The organism is Flavobacterium album (genome assembly GCF_003096035.1).
GTDB classification, from domain to species: domain Bacteria; phylum Bacteroidota; class Bacteroidia; order Flavobacteriales; family Flavobacteriaceae; genus Flavobacterium; species Flavobacterium album.
In genome coordinates this window covers 2,377,857-2,398,132 of the sequence record NZ_CP029186.1, presented here as the reverse complement: position 1 = coordinate 2,398,132, position 20,276 = coordinate 2,377,857, and the positions used below count along the sequence as shown (strand labels likewise).

Below are 20,276 nucleotides of genomic sequence, written 5' to 3'. Positions count from 1 at the left end.
GAATCGCGAAAACAATTTCGTAAACATAAATTTTTTCAAATTTAATATGCATGCATACTATTTTTTTTGTATATTTGAAACAACATAACTCATGAAAGAGAAAACAATAGATTACATACTGAGGGCGACATGGCAGGCAGTATCGAGAATGTATAATGAAGAGGCCTCAAAATACGGGGCGAGCATGTCGATAGGATTTGCATTGCTTTCGATAGATAAGGATAACGGGATCCCTTCTACCGCTCTTGGCCCTCAAATGGGAATGGAGCCAACCAGCCTTACACGTACGCTGAAGTCGATGGAAGAAAAAGGCCTGATAGTCCGTAAGAAAAACCCGGTTGATGGCCGCGGGGTGCTGATACACCTCACGAAGCTGGGCAAAGAGAAAAGGGAACTGTCGCGCGACAGGGTACTCAAGTTTAACGACGTGATACGCCAGCATGTACCGCAGGAAAAGCTGGATAATTTCATAGAGGTCGCCGAACTGATCAACGACCTCATTGCAGAAAAGCTGATATTCGGCTCTGATGATGCAGAAACAACAAACAAATAAACAATGCGAAAGCATACCAAAAAACTTACTATAAATAATGAAACGCACTATTAAGAAGGCAGCCGTTATCGGCTCCGGCATCATGGGGTCGGCTATTGCGGCCCACTTTGCCAATATAGGTGTGGAGGTGCTCCTGCTGGACATTGTGCCAAGGGAACTCACCGAAGCGGAACAGAAAAAAGGGTTAACGTTGCAGGACAAAGCGGTGCGCAACCGTATCGTAAACGAGCATCTTGCCAACTCTCTCAAATCGAAGCCCTCCCCTATTTACCACCAGAAGTTCGCAAGCCGCATTACCACCGGCAACACCGAGGATGACATGGCAAAACTTGCGGATGTCGACTGGATAATAGAAGTAGTTGTGGAAAGGCTCGACATCAAGCAGAAAGTATTTGAGCAGGTGGAGAAATACAGGAAGCCGGGCACGCTCATTACTTCCAACACCTCGGGTATTCCTATCCACTTCATGAGCGAAGGCCGCAGTGAGGACTTCCAGAAACATTTTTGTGGCACACACTTCTTCAATCCGCCGCGTTACTTAAAATTATTCGAGATCATACCGGGTCCAAAAACTTCTCCTGAAGTACTGGACTTCCTTAATAACTACGGCGAACAGTTCCTTGGCAAGACATCGGTTGTTGCCAAAGACACGCCTGCCTTTATCGGCAACCGCATTGGTATTTATGGCATTATGAGCCTTTTCCATCAGGTTAAGGAAATGGGGCTGACCATTGAGGAGGTTGACAAACTTACCGGCCCTGTTATCGGCAGGCCGAAGTCGGCTACCTTCCGTACCGTAGATGTGGTAGGTCTTGACACCTTAGTACACGTTGCCAACGGCATCTACGAGAATTGTCCTGACGATGAAGTACATGAGTTGTTCAAATTGCCGGGCTTCATCGATACCATGATGCAGAACAAATGGCTGGGAAGCAAAACCGGACAGGGATTCTATAAAAAAGTAGACAAGGACATCCTGTCGCTCGACCTTGATAAGATGGAATACCGTGCAGCGAAGAAAGCTTCTTTTGCTACATTAGAACTGACCAAAACTATAGATAAGCCTATCAACAGGTTTAAAGTACTGATAACAGGTACTGATAAGGCAGGCGAATTCTACCGCAAGAACTTCGCGGGAATGTTTGCCTACGTTTCCAACCGCATCCCTGAAATTACCGACGACCTTTATAAGATAGATGATGCCATGAAAGCCGGCTTTGGTTGGGAAAATGGCCCCTTCGAGATATGGGATGCCGTAGGTGTTGAAAAAGGCATCGAACTCATCAAAGCCAATGGCGCTGAACCGGCGGCATGGGTAAACGAGATGCTGGCCAGTGGCAACAAAAGTTTTTACACTGTAAAAGACGGCGTGAAATACTACTATGATATTGCTTCCAAATCCCAAAAGAAAATCCCAGGGCAGGATGCATTTATTATCCTCGACAACATTCGCGAAAGCAAAAAAATATGGAGCAACAGCGATGCCATTATCCAGGATCTGGGCGACGGCATCATCAACCTGGAATTCCAGAGCAAGATGAACACTATTGGCGGCGGGGTGCTGCAGGGCATCAACAAAGCCATCGACCTTGCTGAAAAAGAATATAACGGACTTGTGATAGGCAACCAGGCGGCAAACTTCTCCGTGGGCGCTAATATCGGAATGATATTCATGATGGCTGTAGAGCAGGAATATGACGAGCTGAACATGGCAATTAAAATGTTCCAGGACACCATGATGCGCGTACGCTACTCCTCTATCCCGGTTGTAGTGGCACCACATGGCATGACCCTTGGCGGTGGCTGTGAAATGAGTATGCATGCTGATAAGGTTGTTGCAGCGGCAGAAACCTACATAGGTTTGGTGGAATTTGGCGTGGGCGTGATACCCGGCGGCGGTGGGTCTAAAGAGTTGACACTTCGTGCATCTGACCTGTGGCATAAAGATGATGTGGAGCTGAACGTACTTCGTGAATACTTCCTGACCATCGCCACGGCAAAAGTATCTACCTCAGCATACGAGGCATATGACCTTGGCATATTGCAAAAAGGAAAAGACGTTATCGTTGTCAATAAAGACAGGCAGATAGCAGAGGCTAAAAAACATGCGAAGCTATTGGCGGAAGCCGGATATACTGCACCGATACGCCGCAAGGATGTGAAAGTCCTTGGCAAACAGTCACTGGGTATGTTCCTCGTGGGTACCGACAGTATGGAAGCTGGCCACTACATCTCTGAACACGACAAGAAAATTGCCAACAAACTTGCGTATGTTATGGCTGGTGGCGATTTGAGTGAAGCGACATTGGTGAGTGAGCAGTATTTGTTGGATCTCGAACGCGAAGCATTTTTATCACTTACAGGAGAAAGGAAAACATTGGAGAGGATACAGTTCATGCTAACAAAAGGAAAACCTCTTAGAAATTAGAATTGAGATAACAGTATTGAGAATTGAGACTGTATGCATAAAGTAGAAGATTTAAAAATTTGGCAGAAATCAATAGAACTTGCTAAACAAGTTTACAAGGTTGTTGCTGATTTGCCTGGCGATGAAAAATATGGGCTTACTTCACAAATTAAAAGATGTGCAGTTTCAATAGCATCCAATATTGCAGAAGGTGCCGGGAGAAATTCTAATAAGGAATTTAAACATTTCCTGAGTATTGCAAATGGCTCGAGTTATGAGTTACATACTCAATTAATACTGACATCTGAATTAAACCTAATTGAAAAATACAAAATTGATGAATTATTGAGACTAATTATAGAAATACAAAAGATGAACTATTCATTTCAGAAAAGTTCAAGACGTCTCAATTCTCAATACTAAAATCTAAAATCTATTATGAAAACAGCATATATAGTAAAAGCATACAGGACAGCCGTGGGCAAAGCCCCGAAAGGTGTGTTCCGATTTAAAAGGCCGGATGAACTGGCCGCAGAAACCATACAGTTTATGATGAATGAGCTGCCGGAATTTGACAAATCTAGGATTGATGACGTAATGGTGGGTAATGCCATGCCGGAAGCCGAGCAAGGGCTCAACTTCGGGCGGTTCATTTCTCTGATAGGGTTAAATACTGTAGATGTACCCGGCGTTACGGTGAACCGTTATTGCGCTTCGGGACTGGAAACTATCGCTATGGCTACGGCCAAAATCCAAAGCGGTATGGCCAACTGCATCATTGCGGGTGGCGCTGAAAGCATGAGCTACATCCCGATGGGCGGCTACAAACCCGTACCGGATTATAAGATCGCCAAAGAAGGCCATGAAGATTATTACTGGGGCATGGGGCTGACTGCCGAGGCTGTCGCTACCAAATATAAAGTGAGCCGTGAAGACCAGGATGAATTCGGCTTTCTGTCGCACCAGAAAGCACTGAAAGCACAGGCGGAAGGCAAGTTTGACAGGCAGATCGTACCTATTACTGTGGAACAGGTCTATATTGACGGAAATGGTAAAAGAGCCACAAAGAATTATACGGTTACCAAAGACGAAGGCCCGCGCGCCGATACCTCTTTGGAAGCCTTGGCAAAACTAAAACCGGTTTTTGCAGCGGACGGAAGCGTTACGGCGGGAACCTCATCACAAATGAGTGATGGTGCTGCCTTTGTCATAGTAATGAGCGAAGATATGGTAAAAGAGCTGAAACTGGAACCTATTGCCCGCCTTGTAAGTTATGCTGCAGCCGGTGTAGAACCGCGATACATGGGGATCGGGCCGGTAAAAGCCATCCCGAAAGCTATAAAAATGGCCGGCCTTGAACTTGAGGATATCGAACTGATAGAGCTTAATGAGGCATTTGCATCGCAATCGCTTGCCGTAATTCGTGAGCTTGGACTTAATAAAGATATCGTAAACGTGAACGGCGGGGCAATTGCCATGGGCCACCCACTGGGTTGTACCGGTGCCAAATTATCGGTACAGCTGTTTGACGAAATGAAGCGCCGTGGCAACAAATACGGCATTGTGACCATGTGTGTGGGTACCGGGCAGGGAGCTGCGGGTGTGTATGAAATTCTGTAAGAAGACCAAAGACAAGAGATAATAGATGAGAGACTGCCAATGAGTGACTACAAAAGACATAATTTCAAGAAATTGAAGATTTGGCAGTCGGGTATGGAAATTGCGAAGGAAACATTGAATATGACTGATACCTTCCCTACCCACGAAAAATTTGGACTGAAAAGCCAGATGGACAGGAGTTCAATATCTATTCCCTCGAATATTGCTGAGGGCTCGAGCAGAACCAGTAAATCGTTCAGGCATTTTATCGACATCGCATTAGGCTCATCATTTGAATTACAAACACAATTGTTATTGGCAAATCACAGAAAATATGTATCAGACGAGGTGACACAAGGCCTCGAAAATAAAATAGAAGAATTTCAAAGGATGACGATGAGTTTCCAAAATACTCTTTCTGAGTAAGGGTCTATCATCTCTCATCTATTATCTTAAAATCTAATTATGGAAACAGAAGAGAAAAAACTCGCCCGGGGCGGACAATTCCTGGTAACCGAAACTAAATCAGAAGACGTGTTTACCCCCGAAGATTTTACGGAAGAACAATTGATGATGCGCGACAGTGTGAAGGAATTCGTTGACCGTGAGATATGGCCGAACAAAGACCGTTTTGAGAAAAAAGATTATGCCTTTACCGAGGAGAGCATGCGCAAAGCAGGCGAACTTGGGTTTCTTGGTGTTGCCGTTCCTGAAGCGTACGGCGGGCTCGGAATGGGCTTTGTAGATACCATGCTGGTATGCGACTATATTTCGGGCGCAACCGGTTCATTCTCTACGGCATTCGGGGCGCATACAGGTATCGGCACTATGCCGATTACACTGTACGGCACCGAAGAGCAGAAACTGAAATACGTCCCTAAGCTGGCTTCGGGCGAATGGTTTGGCGCCTACTGCCTTACCGAGCCGGGCGCAGGCAGCGATGCCAATTCCGGCAAGACCAAAGCGGTTTTGAGCGAGGATGGCACACACTATAAGATCACCGGACAGAAAATGTGGATATCGAATGCCGGTTTCTGCAGCCTGTTCATTGTATTTGCAAGAATAGAAGATGATAAAAACATTACGGGTTTCATTGTAGAAAATGATCCTTCAAACGGCATTTCTCTTGGTGAAGAAGAGCACAAGCTGGGTATCAGGGCTTCTTCTACCCGCCAGGTTTTCTTTAATGAGACGAAAGTGCCTGTAGAAAATATGCTGTCGGAACGCGGCAATGGCTTTAAGATCGCTATGAACGCCCTGAACGTAGGCCGTATTAAGCTGGCCGCTGCCTGCCTTGACGCCCAAAGAAGGGTAACTTCGGGCGCGGCAAAATATGCCAATGAGCGTATACAGTTCAATACGCCTATCGCTAATTTTGGCGTTATCCGCGCCAAGTTAGCTGAAATGGCGACCAATTGCTATGCCGGCGAAAGTGCCTGCTACAGGGCTGCAAAAAACATACAGGACCGTATTGAGGCACGTGTTGCCAAAGGCGAATCGCACCAGGATGCCGAGCTGAAAGGTGTTGAGGAGTTTGCTATCGAATGCTCGATATTGAAAGTGGCGGTATCGGAAGATATACAGAACTGTTCGGATGAGGGTATCCAGATATTCGGCGGTATGGGCTTCTCTGAAGATACACCGATGGAAAGTGCATGGCGTGATGCACGTATTGCACGTATCTATGAAGGTACTAATGAGATCAACCGTATGCTTTCTGTAGGGATGCTTGTGAAGAAAGCAATGAAAGGCCACGTTGACCTGCTGAATCCTGCTATGAAAGTCGCTGAGGAATTGATGGGCATACCATCGTTTGATACTCCGGATTACTCTGAGCTGTTTGCAGAAGAAAAAGAAATGATAGGTAAGCTTAAAAAAGCGTTCCTTATGGTAGCAGGCTCTGCGGTACAAAAATACGGCCCTGAACTGGACTCGCACCAACAACTCCTTATGGCTGCTGCCGATATCCTAATCGAGATCTACCTTGCGGAATCGGTGGTATTGCGTACCGAGAAGCTGGCTAAAAATAAAGGCGCTGAGAACGTAAAAGAGCAGATCGCGATGGCACAGCTGTACCTGTACAAAGCCGTGGACATTGTAAATATTAAAGGTAAGGAGGGTATTGCCTCTTTCGCTGAAGGCGACGAACAGCGCATGATGCTGATGGGCCTTAAGCGCTTTACCAAATACAACAACCTACCTAACGTAGTAGCATTAAGGGAGACCATTGCCGCGAAGGTTGTAGCGGAGAACGGTTACCCTTATTAAGAATTTTTAGTTTTAAGTTAATAGAGCCGCTTTGGATTTTTCCGGGGCGGTTTTTTGATTATAAATGGAACGCTGATGACACGGATTTAGGCAGATTTACACGGATTTCCAAGCGTTGCTATTGTGAGAAGGAACGTAAATATGACGCTTAACGTCAGCGTGAGGGATTGAAGCGGCATCCCCCGCCTTTTTCGGCGGGGATATAGCGGACCCGAGGCTGAAAGCCGAACTGGCGAAGCAAAGCCCGGCCCGCGCATTGGCCTTTGGAAGGGAAAGGGACACGTCCAAATAAGTCACAGTTTTCAGTCGCAGTACTCAGTTGCCGGTAATGGATGAAAACAAAAAATCCCGCACCAGGCGGGATTTAATTTATATCTATGCAACAATTAGGCTTTTTGTTCTCTCAGCCTTTTTTCTGCTTTTCTCTCTTTTACCAATTCAACGGTCGCGCCGCCAACCCAGTACATAACAAAGCTTACAAGGAACATCATCAGCCAGAAACCAATTGTGGCGATGGTAAGGAAAGCTAAAAAACCTAAGTATTGTCCAAATTCCATATCTCTTCTTATTAATTGAATTCAGGCTCAAAGATAAGAGGAAATATTTTTTCAACCAACTCCCAAAGGCAAAAAAACACCAAAATATTTTACGAAATCATTTTTTATACGAATGCGGAATGCTTAATTTTGGCAGGCTTTCACAATCGCCCTTCACTTTGTCAGGCAATTAGGAGGCTATTATAATAAACAAATACAACAATAAAACATTCTGAAAAAATGGAATACAGGATTGAAAAAGACACCATGGGTGAAGTGCAGGTGCCTGCCGACAAGTACTGGGGCGCACAAACCGAACGTTCGAGGAATAACTTTAAGATAGGCCCTTCGGGCTCCATGCCGAAAGAGGTAGTAAACGGATTTGCCTACCTTAAAAAGGCTGCGGCCTATGCCAACCACGACCTGGGTGTACTTTCTGCCGAAAAGCGTGATGCTATTGCAGCGGTATGCGACGAGATACTTGCAGGCAAGCTTGACAGTGAATTCCCATTGGTGATATGGCAGACAGGCTCGGGCACGCAGAGCAACATGAACGTGAACGAAGTGATTGCCAACCGTGCGCAGGTTTTGGCCGGCGGCAAGATAGGCGAAGGCGAACCGGTACTGAAAGCCAATGACGACGTGAACAAGTCGCAATCCTCTAACGATACCTACCCTACCGGAATGCACATCGCGGCTTACAAAGCGGTGGTAGAAGTAACGATACCTGGAGTTGAAAAGCTTCGCGACACGCTTAAGGCAAAATCGCAGGAGTACATGAACGTAGTGAAAATAGGCCGCACGCACCTTATGGATGCTACTCCCCTAACCCTTGGGCAGGAGCTTTCGGGTTACGTGGCACAGCTGAACTACGGCATCAAAGCTGTAAAGAACACCCTTGCCCACCTTAGCGAAGTTGCCCTTGGCGGAACTGCTGTAGGTACAGGCCTTAACACACCTGACGGCTATGATGTGAAAGTAGCTGAATATATTGCGAAATTCACAGGACATCCATTCGTTACCGCTGAAAATAAATTTGAGGCGCTTGCCGCACACGATGCTATTGTGGAAACACATGGTGCATTAAAGCAGCTTGCAGTTTCTCTGAATAAAATCGCCAACGATATCCGTATGATGGCTTCGGGGCCGCGTTCGGGTATTGGGGAGATTTTCATCCCTGAGAACGAGCCGGGATCATCTATCATGCCAGGCAAGGTAAACCCAACGCAGTGTGAAGCCATGACTATGGTATGCGCACAGGTTATGGGTAATGATGTGGCCATCACTATCGGTGGTACGCAGGGCCATTATGAGCTTAACGTATTCAAGCCGCTTATGGCGGCCAACTTCCTGCAATCGGCAAGGCTTTTAGGTGATGCGTGCGTTTCGTTCGATGAGCATTGTGCACAGGGCATCGAGCCGAACTATACCCGCATTAAAGAGTTGGTTGACAACTCACTGATGCTGGTTACTGCGCTGAACACCAAGATTGGCTACTACAAAGCAGCTGAGATTGCACAGACCGCCCATAAAAACGGCACTACGCTGAAAGATGAAGCCGTACGCCTTGGCTATGTAACCCCTGAGGATTTCGATGCTTGGGTGAAGCCTGAGGATATGGTGGGATCTTTGAAGTAATAATCAAATCTTTATAAGAGCCTGTACTTTTTGTACAGGCTTTTTTTATGAAATTATGATTTTACGAAAATTTAAGGATTTTGGTAGTTTTATAAGTTTACTATAACTTCGTATCATAGTCTTCAATTTAAAAACACACTTTCCAAAAAAGTTATTAACAAGACTAAAGTACACCAAAAATAAGGGCTTTTAACATGTTAGACATCATGATGCTGCCATGACTGTTGTTAATAACTCAAAAAAAGAGTGCCCTATAAAATGTCGTATATTTGTAGCAGAAAACCACAGCGGAAAACTGTGGTTCTAATTTTATTTTTCCAAAATGGAAACTGTTGAATACCTCGTGGGTATTTCTACAATTTTTCTAAACCTGTTAACAGCGTATTTTCTAATACGTACAGCGAATAAGAAAGAGAAATAACCACTTTTAGAACCGTCTGGTGACACAGACGGTTTCTTTTTAGTTGTAAAACTTTTACAAAGATAATAATTATATTATTTACATCAATATAATTATATTATTTATCACCTTCTGCAATACCATACACATTTATTCCAGCATCATATTATTATATATATAGTAGTTTATACTTACTGATTAGTTGATGTTTTATGGAATTTGTAATTAGTATATTTGAATATGGAAATCAAAATTCGTCCCGCCACTCCACAAGACCTTACTGGAATACTGGAAATAGTGAACCACAATATCCTGCACAGCACAGCATTGTATGATTATGATGCAAAGCCTTATGACTATATTGAAACCTGGTTTGCCGAAAAACACGAAAGTAACTTGCCGGTTATCGTGGCTTTGGAAGGTGATAAAGTTGCTGGATATGGGACTTACGGCCCTTTCCGTTTTAAGCAGGGGTATCGGTTTACTATAGAGCACTCGGTATATGCCGCACCCGGACATGAAGGCAAAGGCATAGGGAAACTATTGTTGACCGAACTGATACGCCTCGCCAAAGAAGGCGGCTACCACTGTATGATAGGCGGCATTGATGCCAATAATACAGGCAGTATCGAATTCCATAAAAAATTCGGTTTCGTGGAAACTGGAATCATTAAGGAAGCCGGATATAAGTTTGGTAAATGGCTAGACCTGCAGTTTATGCAGTTGATATTAAGCTGATTTCAAGATAAGCCGCGCAATTTTTTACATTGTAAAGATTATGTCACGCAAAGGCGCAAAGACGTAAAGCTTAGAACTTAAACATTGCGAAGCAATGCCTTTGCGACTTAACGCATATCGTTCCGGCATAAGTCTTGGCGACTTTGCGCCTTTGCGTGAAATAAAAAAAGCCACTGGATAAAATCCGCCCGATCAGCTGCAGACGGGATCATCCGCGTTCCATTTTCTTTATATTAAAACCATTTCTTCCGCCTGAAATAGATCACCATCACGATAATCGTAAAGATCATAATCCCCCAAACCCAGTAATAGCCGTTTTCGGTACGCAGCTCCGGCATGTTGTCAAAGTTCATACCATATACGCCTACAATAAACGTAAGCGGCATGAAGATGACCGAGAATATGGTGAGCGTTTTCATGATCTGGTTCATCCGCTGGCTCTGCATTGAAAAATGGAAATTGGATGCGCTGTCGAGCGAGATAAGGTCGTACTCTATCTGGTCAAGCAGTTCAAGGCACTTCTGGTGCAGGCGGGCAAAATAGGTATGTGTAGACTTTCGGATGGTTTCATATTCATCTTCTTCCTTAACGCTCTTGAGGTTGTATAGCGCATCCCTGAGCGGCGTAACGGCACGCTTTATGTAATTCAGCTCATCCCGCATTTTTTCTATATCAGAAATAAAATTGGCTTTATGGCTTTCTTTACCGTTAATGCTAAAATTTTCTATCATATCTTCCGACTTTTCTATCGTAATGAAGAAATTTTCCATTATGGCATCGAGCATCAGGTACAGGAGGTAATCGTTCTTCTTTTTTCGCACAATACCGGTTCCTGTGCGGATACGTTCGCGTATATGTGCAAAATAATCGCTTTTCTTTTCCTGCAATGACACGATCACGTTGTCCTTTAGCAGGAAACTTACCTGCTCCGTTTTTACGCAGTCTTCCTCCTCTTCCGGCAAAACCGATTTAATACTGAAAAAAAGCACATCACCAAGTTCTTCTATACGCGTACGCCTTGAGGTATTCAGTATATCACCAACAATAAGGGGATCCACCTGGAAAAGGTCGCCTATCTGCTTTATGAGGTTCACATCGTGGAGCCCGTGCACGTTCAGCCATTTGACATCATTCACCTGTAGCTCATCCTTACATTCTTTTACAACCCTCTCCAATGATACTTTGCGGTATTCCTCGTAACCTTCTTCGTCAAAAACAAAAAGCTGCATTTCAACAGGGTCGGTTTTGTATTCGCCTGTATATTCAAAGTAATTGGGCTGCACCTTCCGCACCTGCCGGTATTTTATTCTTTTCACGCGGTAATTCTTTAGTATAAATATAGGAGTTTTTAATAGAAGTGAAAAAATATTAACCACATAGGCACATAGAATTTATAGTTTTTATTAGAATAAGAAATACCCAGTTACTCATAGTGAAAGCGTCGCTTTCTCTAAATGGATCTTAATCATATTTATTAGAGACACTTGAAAACCTATGTTTCTATGTGGTTAATTATTTTCTTTAATTTTTCACTGTTATCAAAATCCATTCTATTTTTACCAAAAGTTTAATTCATGGCAATTTTAATTACGAATATCAAAGAACTCCTTCAGGTGCGTGAAAGCGGTGTAACCAAAGTTTCAGGACGCGAAATGGCTGACCTGCCGCTATTGCAAAATGCATGGCTGCTGATAAAAGATAATCTTATTGAAGATTTCGGCACTATGGATAACTGCCCTGAAGCCGGTGATGCACAGGTTATCGATGCTGCCGGAAAAACAGTACTGCCAGCCTGGTGCGACAGCCACACGCATATTGTATATGCAGGTAACCGTGTACAGGAATTCGTAGACCGTATCAACGGGCTTAGCTATGAGGAAATTGCAAATCGCGGCGGTGGGATACTGAATTCTGCCAAAAAACTGAATGAAACTGAAGAAGATGAAATATATCAACAGTCACGCCTGCGCCTTGAAGAAGTGATGCAGCAGGGCACCGGGGCTGTGGAAATCAAGTCGGGTTACGGGCTGACTGTTGAGGGCGAGCTAAAGATGCTGCGCGTTATTAAACGCCTGAAAGAGGAATATCCCATTGCAATTAAGGCTACCTTCCTTGGCGCGCATGCCTTCCCGAAGGAATATAAAGAAAATCACAGTGGGTATATCGACCTTATTATTAATGATATGCTTCCGAAGATAGCCGAAGAAAAGCTCGCCGATTATATTGATGCATTTTTAGAGACCGGTTATTTTTCTGTGGAAGAAACAGAACGTATTATGGAAGCCGGTAAAAAATACGGCCTGCCAGCGAAGATACATGTTAACCAGTTTACTGCCATTAATGGCATAGCGGCCTGCGTAAAGCATAACGCATTAAGCGTTGACCACCTTGAGATCGTTACCGATGAAGATATTGAGGTATTGAAAAACAGCGATACCATGCCTGTCGCGCTGCCTACCTGCTCCTTCTTTATCAGCATACCTTATACGCCTGCGCGGAAGATGCTTGAAGCAGGGCTGCCGTTGGCTTTGGCTACCGACTTCAATCCCGGCACGACACCTTCGGGCAATATGAACCTGGTGGTTGCCACTGCCTGCATCAAAATAAAAATGACACCCGAAGAAGCTATTAACGCAGCTACCATCAACGGGGCTTATGCCATGGGGTTAAGCGAAACACACGGCAGCATCACTAAAGGGAAACGTGCGAATCTTATTATCACCCAACCGCTTGCCTCCTACTACCAGCTGCCGTATGCTTTTGGAAGTAATTTGATTGAGAGCGTTATTATTGAGGGGAAAGTGGTTTAACGTGAGCCCGGTATAAGATTTACGTAACGATTGCGATTGTCACTTCGAGCGCAGTCGAGAAGCAAGAAAAAAGAGAATGCAACATTTCGACCTGCCTTTGTCGGCAGACAGGCTGCGCTCAATGTGACATTTTCTTTTTTCTTTTAGAACATTCATTAAGTCCTCTTTCCGCAATGACATTATAAACAAAAGAGGGAACCATAATGGTTCCCTCTTTCACTAATAAACAATATTTTTATCGCAGTGTAAATGTCGTATTGGCAACATTAACTCCTTTGTCAAAGATATTTACGGTGTAAAGCCCTTTTGCGAAATCTTTCCCGGCTACAAGCTCATCAACCGTAATTGTTTTATTTTGGAAGATAGCATTGGTAATAAAGCTGTACGTAAGTGTTTGGTCTCCGAATACTTCTGTAGCTTTCTCCCCGATCACATTATTTTTCGGGTCGATGATCTGTACATAGTACGTCCTGTTGCCCGCAGGCGCTACCTCATTAGCCGCAATAGTAAACGAGATGCGTACTTTGTCTACCCTGCTTGCCTTATCGGTCTGGATCAGTTTTCCTGAGCTTCTTTCTTTGTACGGTTGCGTATGCACATTCAGTATCTGAAGCTTCTGTGCTTTCTCAACTGTTTTGGAAAGGTTCTCGTTTTGGTTAACCAGCGTATCGTTATATTTTTTAGACTCACCCAAAGCAGTCATCGTGCTATCACGCTGTGTGGTTAATGTGGCGTTCTCCTCTTTCAGCTTATTATTTTCTGCCAACAGGGCATCGTGCTCTCTTTTAAGCTTCCTGTAATCTTCTTTAAAACGGCTCAGGGCTGCCTTATTATCATCTTTGGTCTTTTGAACCTGCGACAAAAGATCAACAACTTTAGCCCTTTCAGCTTCCAGTTCGCCCTTAATGCTGGTGTTATCAGCTATAGCTGCATCATAGCTTGCTATCTTTTCTTTCAGGTCGGCTTCAAGTTGTTGCTTCTCTGTAAGTGTTTTTTCAAGCTTAGTTTGAACCTCTTTGGTATCCGTACTCATTTTGTACATAAAGATAAGGCTCCCAACCAATAAGATAGACAATACTATTATAATCGCTTTTAAACTAGAATTATTTTTTTGATTCTCCATGTTAAATATTTTTTTCAAATTTATATATATTTTAATTTACCATCATCTTTTTAACTCAAAATTAAGTGAAAATAGTATTTTTGAAGCAAGAAAATTCACATGGAAAACATCATCCTGTTCACAGCCGCCGACCTGGCAAAATACACTTCGTACAGAAGCGGAGAGATAAAATTCGGTGAGAGAATTCATACACTGGCGAAAGAAGCGTCCACATGGGACAACCTAAGGGCAGACGAGGCAGAATTCGTACTGTTTGGCATACCCGAGGATATAGGCGTACGGGCAAACTACGGCCGCCCGGGCACGGCTTCGGCATGGGAATCTGCCATCCGGAGTATAATAAATCTGCAGCACAACAAATTCTTCAAGGGTAGCAGGCTGCTGATATTGGGCAGTATCGATGTAACGGTGGCCATGAAAGAAGCGGAGAGCCTGGATGCAACATCAATAGAGGGCCGCAAAAAGCTGTCGGCACTGGTTGAAAAGATAGACAAGGATGTTTCGCATGTGGTGCGCCAGATAATCCTTGCGGGCAAAACCCCGATAATTATTGGCGGAGGCCATAATAACGCCTACGGAAACATTAAAGGAACTGCGCTTGCAAAGGGAAAACCGGTTAATGCTATAAATTTCGATGCGCATACCGACTTCAGGATGCTTGAGGGCCGCCATAGCGGCAATGGCTTTTCGTACGCTTTTGAAGAAGGTTTCCTGAAAAACTATTTTATTTTCGGCCTGCATGAGAACTACACATCCAAAGGGGTTATGGAATCCATAAAGAAGAACCATGACCGGATAAAATACAACACTTATGAGCAGATAGCCATAAGGGAAGAAAAACTTTTTACTTCCGAAATGCACCATGCCATAGACTTTATTAATAATGAGCCTTTTGGGGTGGAGCTCGACCTTGATTCACTCCCCGAGGTAGCCAGCAGCGCCATGACACCAAGCGGGTTCAGCATTGAGACAGCCCGGAAATTCGTCCACTATATGGGACGGCATGATAACGCGGCCTACCTGCACCTGTGCGAAGGCGCACCCGGCCTGGGCAGCGAAAAGAATCCCCAGCTTACAGGCAAGCTTATTGCCTATCTGGTAACGGACTTTATGAAGGCTAAAACGCTTATTTAATTTGGATATACACACCACTGCATTTACAAGAGCTTTAGCCGCGAATTACACAAATTTTCACTAATTGCCGGTGGCATGGTTTATATCGCTTAGAGTTATCGAAAGAATTCGTGAAAATTTGTGCAATTCGTGGCTAAATTTCCTGATGTGTTTGCCCTGGGTGTTCTTATGCACCTGTTTCACCTTAAATTTAAAAGCGTATCTTTGCAGGCTCTTAGCACTTACTGTTAAGTGCCTAATACATTTATAAATGACATTCGAAGATCTTAATTTACTAAAAAATATCCATCAGGCCCTTATTGAAGAAGGGTATGAAACCCCTACACCTATACAGCAGCAGGCAATCCCTGTCATACTCGAAGGGAACGACCTTGTAGGCTGCGCACAGACCGGAACCGGAAAAACGGCCGCTTTTGCCATACCGATACTGAACTCTTTACACCGTATTGTTGGCTCTGCGAAAAAAGTAAAGCACATCCGTACACTGGTAGTAACGCCAACACGCGAGCTTGCCCTGCAGATAGGTGCCAGCTTTGATACGTACGGAAAGTATACCAACATCCGCCAGCTAACTATTTTTGGCGGCGTAAACCAGGTAGCGCAAACCGACCAGCTGCGCAAAGGCGTTGACATCCTTATCGCTACGCCCGGAAGATTGCTCGACCTGCACAAGCAGGGATTCATCAACCTTGACCACCTGCACACACTGGTGCTCGATGAAGCCGACCAGATGCTGGACATGGGCTTCATCAATGATGTGAAAAAAATTATCAAGCTTACGCCAACAAACAGGCAAACGCTTTTGTTCTCGGCTACCATGCCGATAGCGATACGCGAACTTGCCGATACCTTCCTTACCACACCGAAATATGTTTCGGTAACCCCCGTATCCTCTACTGCCGAGAAAGTAAAACAGCAGGTATATTTTGTTGATAAAGGCGATAAGCGCAAGCTGTTGTACCACCTTATACGCAATGAGCACCTTTCCAACGTGCTTGTTTTTACCCGGACAAAGCACGGTGCCGATAATGTGGTAAAAGCCCTTAAAAAGAACGGCGTGAACGCCGAGGCCATACACGGTGATAAGTCGCAGAATGCAAGGGTGCGCGTACTGGAAGGCTTTAAGAACAAAGAAGTCTCCGTACTGGTAGCCACCGATATTGCAGCACGTGGTATTGATATCGAGAGCCTGCCCTACGTGATAAATTTCGACCTTCCGAATATTCCTGAAACGTATGTACACCGTATAGGGCGTACCGGGCGTGCCGGAAACGAAGGGCTTGCCATATCGTTCTGTGCGAAAGACGAGCAGCCGTACCTGAAAGATATAGAAAAACTAATAAGGATGAAGATCAAGGTAATCGAAGGCCATCCTTATCCTTATGGATCAGGCGAAGAATCAGAAAAACCGGCAGCAGAAAAGAAACCCGATCTTCGTAATAAGAATAAGAGCCAAAGCAATTCGAGAAAATCGGATGCTTCGAAAAAGAATAAAAAACGCTGGTACTAACCGGCGTTTTGCTTTATGTATTTAAGCGTTACTGGCCTATGGCACAAACTTTGAGTAGTGTTTAGCCTAAGGTTGATACCATTACATCTTTAATGCTTATTATATGAAATACATTCTGCTTGTGTTGCTGTCAATACCTTTACTTTGCGCCGGGCAGGATGGTTTTCCTTTTTCTGTAGAAAAAGAAATAAAGCCTAACATAATTTACTACAACTTCTATAATGGCACCCAGATCGTAAAGGTGGATATGATGGGGTATTCGCGTATGCAGGTTACCCAAATGCCACCGCGCGCCCTTCCGCCCGAAATGATATTGCAGACGATGCCTGTATCAAATATTTACTTTATCCGCGACACTTCAGGAAAAATACTGAAACGCTATTGCCCTTATCCTTTTGATGAAACGTCACTCCTACCCCCCGGAAAAGTACAAACAGTGGCACATTCCTTTAATCCTGTGCCCGATTACACGGTACCATACCTTGGCCTCATGGGGCGTGGGAAACAATTGCCTAACTTTGTTTACCGCATACACGATGGCGCAAAAACTGGCCTCATGGACACACTGGGAAAAATACTCATGGAACCAAAGTTTGAAAAGCTAGACTTTATAGACTCGATGTACATGGTAACGCTTAATGGCAAGCATGGTGTATACAGCAATGACTACAAAATAATACTGCCTCCTGAATATGACAATCTGGAATATAAAGGCCATGGTATGTTCCTAACTCATAAAGACGGGCTTTATACCTTCATTGACCGAAATAGTACGGTTCATCGCAAAATGGAATATGATAATACTGAACGCGTGTATTATCCGGTGGCAGACGACTATCACTATATTTACAGCAAAGGCGACAAGCTCGGGCTTCTCGATTCGCTTTATAACGAAGTGACACCCTTGCTGTATGATGCAATAGAACATCGCGAAGATGGCTATAATGTGATGAACAGCGAAAGGCTTTGGGCACTGATGGATAACAACGGTAAACAGCTCACCGATTTTAAATACTACGAGGTTCACAATTCCATTGACGGTTATGCAGTCCTTGCATCAAAAATATCCCAGGGAAAACGATTGTTTGGCCTCGTGGGTATGGATGGGAAAGAAATATCCGAATTCATTTATGACAGGATTGAAGCTTTCAGCAGTACACATTTCCTTGTGGTAATTGACAACAAGTATGGGCTGATGGACCGGAATGGGAAGGTTACCGTACCAATGACGTATGAAACGATTGAGAAACTTGACGATCACATCATCGCGGAGATTCCCGGCGGTAAATACGGCATTATAGACGAAAACGGAAAGGAACTGCTTTCGTTCCAACATCAAAGGGTCATAAGAGTGTTTAACGGCTTTGCACAGGTATCTGTTGATAACAAACAAGCCCTGATTAACCTGAAGTCCAAAAAAGAATACGAGTTTCCTTATCAGGACATTAGGTGGTTTGAAGACGGCCTCGTGGGGATTTATAACGACGGGAAACTTGGCGTTGTAACGCTGGATGGCAAGGTTATCGTTCCCATACAATACCAGGCAGCTAGCGCTATCCAAAACGGCCTGATACGGTTGGCATTGAATAATAAGTTTGGCTATGCTGACGCTTCCGGCAAAACCATTATCCCTATTAAATACGATGAGTCGTACGAACGCGTGGAGGAGAGAACGATCATTGCCCGGCTTAACGGTAAGTGGGGCTGCCTGGATTACAAAGGCAAAGTACTGGTTCCTTTTAATTATGACAGCGTTACATACACTGAAAAACGCAATATGCTGTTCAGTAAAGGTGAAGAACAATTTCTTTTTAATTCAAAAGGAAAACTTCTCGCCAAAGAATAGGAACATTCCCTGCGCATTTTTTCTTATCAAAATAAATCCTACTTTTGACGTTATATAGTAAATGCCAAAAAAAATAATGAAGACGTTCACCCTACTGTTATGCCTTTTAAGCTTTGGGATAGCGACAGCCCAACAAAACCCGGCACCTGTAAAAGCCACAACCCAGAAAGAATGGGACGAGCTTGACAAGAATTTTATAGCACTTGTAGATGCCCTTGTAAAAGGCGACAAAACCAAATTTCTGGCCCTGAGCTGCAAAGAAGTAGACTGTGTGGATTGTGTAGGTGCAGTTGAGGCCGCAAAAGGAGCGGTATTCGTACCCGCAGAATTTTACTTTACGGTAATTTCTCAAAAGTTCACGGAGTCCCCGGTTTATAAGGCAATGGCGAAAAAAGGGTATTCGTTCAGCTCGGTGATTGTGGAGAACTTTAAGCCGAAAGTAGTCCCGAAAGATTACCCGAAAGACCTGAAGATATATGAGGTTTGGGTCGAGACGTATAAAAAAGATGAGTTTGCCAAAGGCCATCCCGGAACGAGCCACAGCTTCCGGTTCATAAAGATCAACGGGAAGTTCCGGTTTTACGGGATGACATCGATACCATAGATAAATTAATGCCGCCGGTGGGCGGCATTTTTATTTTGCTATAATTCAGCAGTTTTTATAAAGAAAATGTATTTTAGCTATATTTGTTTAAATGCTATAAACAACCAAACCAAAATTACGCTATGACAATTGAAACAAAAGACAGTTACGAGCAAAGGCAGCTGCAGGAGATACAGAACTGGAAAAATGAAAAGCCCGGAGTGGTAAGCGAATTCATGGGCTCGCTTTTTAAGCCGCTTTCAAGGCTGTTTGATAACGCCCTGCCGGTAAATACGATACAAAGTGCAATTGAAAGCTGCAACGGTGCATCAAAATCACTTATCGATATGGAAGCTTTCAAGAGGGAAGCAAATATTACAGAAATTGGCGAGCTAAGGTCGAGGTCGCTTCCGGAACTGGATATGCTGGCCAATGAGGCTCACAACTGGGCTATAGGCATCGCTACTACCGAGGGTGCTGCCACCGGTGCTGCGGGACTCGCTGGCATGGCACTGGATATTCCTGCCATCATTACGCTTTCTTTGCGTACCATCAACAAGATCGCTTTGTGCTATGGCTTCCAGAATAATAATGACGATGAAAACCAGATCGTGCTTTCGATACTATCTGTAGCGGGTGCCAATTCGATCGAAGAAAAAGAGCAGGCGCTTACGGCATTGCAAAATATGGTTGCTAAAAACCCACACAGGCAGGTGGCCGGAAAGACCCTTGAAAACGAAGTGACCAAAGAAGCCGCCAAGATACTTATCAAAGCCCTCACTAAACAATTGGGCGTTAATCTTACCAAACGCAAAGCATTGCAGGCTGTACCCGTTATAGGAGCAGCCGTGGGAGCGTCGGTAAACGATTATTTTATTAAAGATACCGGCTGGGCTGCACGCCGCATCTACCAGGAACGATGGCTGAAGGAAAAATATACGGCGGAGAGGACGATTTAAGCCTAAAGAATGAAGGCTTTCTGGAATTATTACATTACTGTAAACATTGTCAATTGCTGCTTTAGCCTATTGGTGGCCTTATTTTCGCTAAGTGCGGTATGGTTTCCTATAATTTTTTGTACAATTGGAATCGCCGTGGGCATATTTACATTCAATGTTTTTTATAAGGCAC

17 protein-coding genes are annotated in these 20,276 nt (G+C 44.2%); 14 read left to right on the top strand and 3 right to left on the bottom strand.

Features of this window, described 5'->3' with window-relative positions; all coding sequences use genetic code 11:
- Positions 1-91 precede the first annotated feature (91 nt).
- Genes HYN59_RS10685 through HYN59_RS10660 form a run of 6 tightly spaced genes read left to right on the top strand, consistent with a single transcriptional unit; the run spans position 92 to position 6,827 of the window.
- Entirely contained in the window at positions 92-553 is a 462-nt protein-coding gene (locus tag HYN59_RS10685; RefSeq protein WP_108778250.1) for a MarR family winged helix-turn-helix transcriptional regulator, read from the top strand.
- 37 nt (positions 554-590) lie between these two features.
- Positions 591-2,981, top strand: a complete 2,391-nt coding sequence (locus HYN59_RS10680) for a 3-hydroxyacyl-CoA dehydrogenase/enoyl-CoA hydratase family protein (protein ID WP_108778249.1) — start codon at positions 591-593, stop codon at positions 2,979-2,981.
- 33 nt (positions 2,982-3,014) lie between these two features.
- The gene (locus tag HYN59_RS10675; RefSeq protein WP_108778248.1) at positions 3,015-3,383 is read left to right on the top strand and encodes a four helix bundle protein; all 369 of its coding nucleotides are present in this window, start codon (positions 3,015-3,017) and stop codon (positions 3,381-3,383) included.
- 15 nt (positions 3,384-3,398) lie between these two features.
- On the top strand, positions 3,399-4,580 hold the full coding sequence (locus HYN59_RS10670; RefSeq protein WP_108778247.1) for an acetyl-CoA C-acyltransferase: 1,182 nt from the start codon (positions 3,399-3,401) through the stop codon (positions 4,578-4,580).
- A gap of 39 nt (positions 4,581-4,619) precedes the next feature.
- Entirely contained in the window at positions 4,620-4,985 is a 366-nt protein-coding gene (locus HYN59_RS10665) for a four helix bundle protein (RefSeq protein WP_108778246.1), read from the top strand.
- A gap of 39 nt (positions 4,986-5,024) precedes the next feature.
- Positions 5,025-6,827: an acyl-CoA dehydrogenase family protein gene (locus HYN59_RS10660; protein WP_108778245.1), complete on the top strand. Its 1,803-nt coding sequence runs from the start codon at positions 5,025-5,027 to the stop codon at positions 6,825-6,827.
- Between the two features lie 386 nt (positions 6,828-7,213).
- Here HYN59_RS10660 and HYN59_RS18065 read toward each other — a convergent pair whose 3' ends face one another.
- The gene (locus HYN59_RS18065) at positions 7,214-7,384 is read right to left on the bottom strand and encodes a hypothetical protein (protein ID WP_181369422.1); all 171 of its coding nucleotides are present in this window, start codon (positions 7,382-7,384) and stop codon (positions 7,214-7,216) included.
- A 219-nt stretch (positions 7,385-7,603) separates the two neighbouring features.
- On the opposite strand from HYN59_RS18065, the gene fumC reads away from it, so the two are divergent.
- Both fumC and HYN59_RS10650 read left to right on the top strand, forming a co-directional pair.
- Positions 7,604-9,001 (top strand): class II fumarate hydratase, encoded by a 1,398-nt coding sequence (gene fumC / locus HYN59_RS10655; RefSeq protein ID WP_108778244.1) that lies wholly within the window; start codon positions 7,604-7,606, stop codon positions 8,999-9,001.
- Positions 9,002-9,641: 640 nt separating this feature from the next.
- Positions 9,642-10,139, top strand: a complete 498-nt coding sequence (locus HYN59_RS10650; RefSeq protein ID WP_108778243.1) for a GNAT family N-acetyltransferase — start codon at positions 9,642-9,644, stop codon at positions 10,137-10,139.
- Positions 10,140-10,372: 233 nt separating this feature from the next.
- Here HYN59_RS10650 and corA read toward each other — a convergent pair whose 3' ends face one another.
- Entirely contained in the window at positions 10,373-11,455 is a 1,083-nt protein-coding gene (corA, locus tag HYN59_RS10645) for a magnesium/cobalt transporter CorA (RefSeq protein WP_108778242.1), read from the bottom strand.
- A gap of 258 nt (positions 11,456-11,713) precedes the next feature.
- Here corA and hutI point away from each other — a divergent pair, with 258 nt between their 5' ends.
- Positions 11,714-12,949, top strand: coding sequence for an imidazolonepropionase (hutI, locus tag HYN59_RS10640; RefSeq protein ID WP_108778241.1), 1,236 nt, complete (start codon positions 11,714-11,716; stop codon positions 12,947-12,949).
- Between the two features lie 235 nt (positions 12,950-13,184).
- Here the strand turns inward: hutI and HYN59_RS10635 are convergent, their stop codons facing one another.
- Positions 13,185-13,982 (bottom strand): synaptonemal complex protein 1, encoded by a 798-nt coding sequence (locus HYN59_RS10635; protein ID WP_342748321.1) that lies wholly within the window; start codon positions 13,980-13,982, stop codon positions 13,185-13,187.
- Between the two features lie 189 nt (positions 13,983-14,171).
- Between HYN59_RS10635 and HYN59_RS10630 the strand changes: the two genes are divergently transcribed.
- The 5 genes from HYN59_RS10630 (at position 14,172) to HYN59_RS10610 (ending at position 20,104) form a co-directional block, all read left to right on the top strand.
- On the top strand, positions 14,172-15,206 hold the full coding sequence (locus HYN59_RS10630; protein ID WP_108778239.1) for a formimidoylglutamase: 1,035 nt from the start codon (positions 14,172-14,174) through the stop codon (positions 15,204-15,206).
- A 250-nt stretch (positions 15,207-15,456) separates the two neighbouring features.
- Positions 15,457-16,716: a DEAD/DEAH box helicase gene (locus tag HYN59_RS10625; RefSeq protein WP_108778238.1), complete on the top strand. Its 1,260-nt coding sequence runs from the start codon at positions 15,457-15,459 to the stop codon at positions 16,714-16,716.
- A gap of 103 nt (positions 16,717-16,819) precedes the next feature.
- On the top strand, positions 16,820-18,562 hold the full coding sequence (locus HYN59_RS10620; protein WP_108778237.1) for a WG repeat-containing protein: 1,743 nt from the start codon (positions 16,820-16,822) through the stop codon (positions 18,560-18,562).
- 76 nt (positions 18,563-18,638) lie between these two features.
- On the top strand, positions 18,639-19,166 hold the full coding sequence (locus tag HYN59_RS10615; RefSeq protein WP_146185919.1) for a hypothetical protein: 528 nt from the start codon (positions 18,639-18,641) through the stop codon (positions 19,164-19,166).
- A 122-nt stretch (positions 19,167-19,288) separates the two neighbouring features.
- Positions 19,289-20,104 carry an EcsC family protein gene (locus tag HYN59_RS10610; protein ID WP_108778235.1) on the top strand — a complete coding sequence of 272 codons (816 nt, stop codon included), beginning with the start codon at positions 19,289-19,291 and terminating at the stop codon, positions 20,102-20,104.
- Positions 20,105-20,276: the final 172 nt, after the last annotated feature.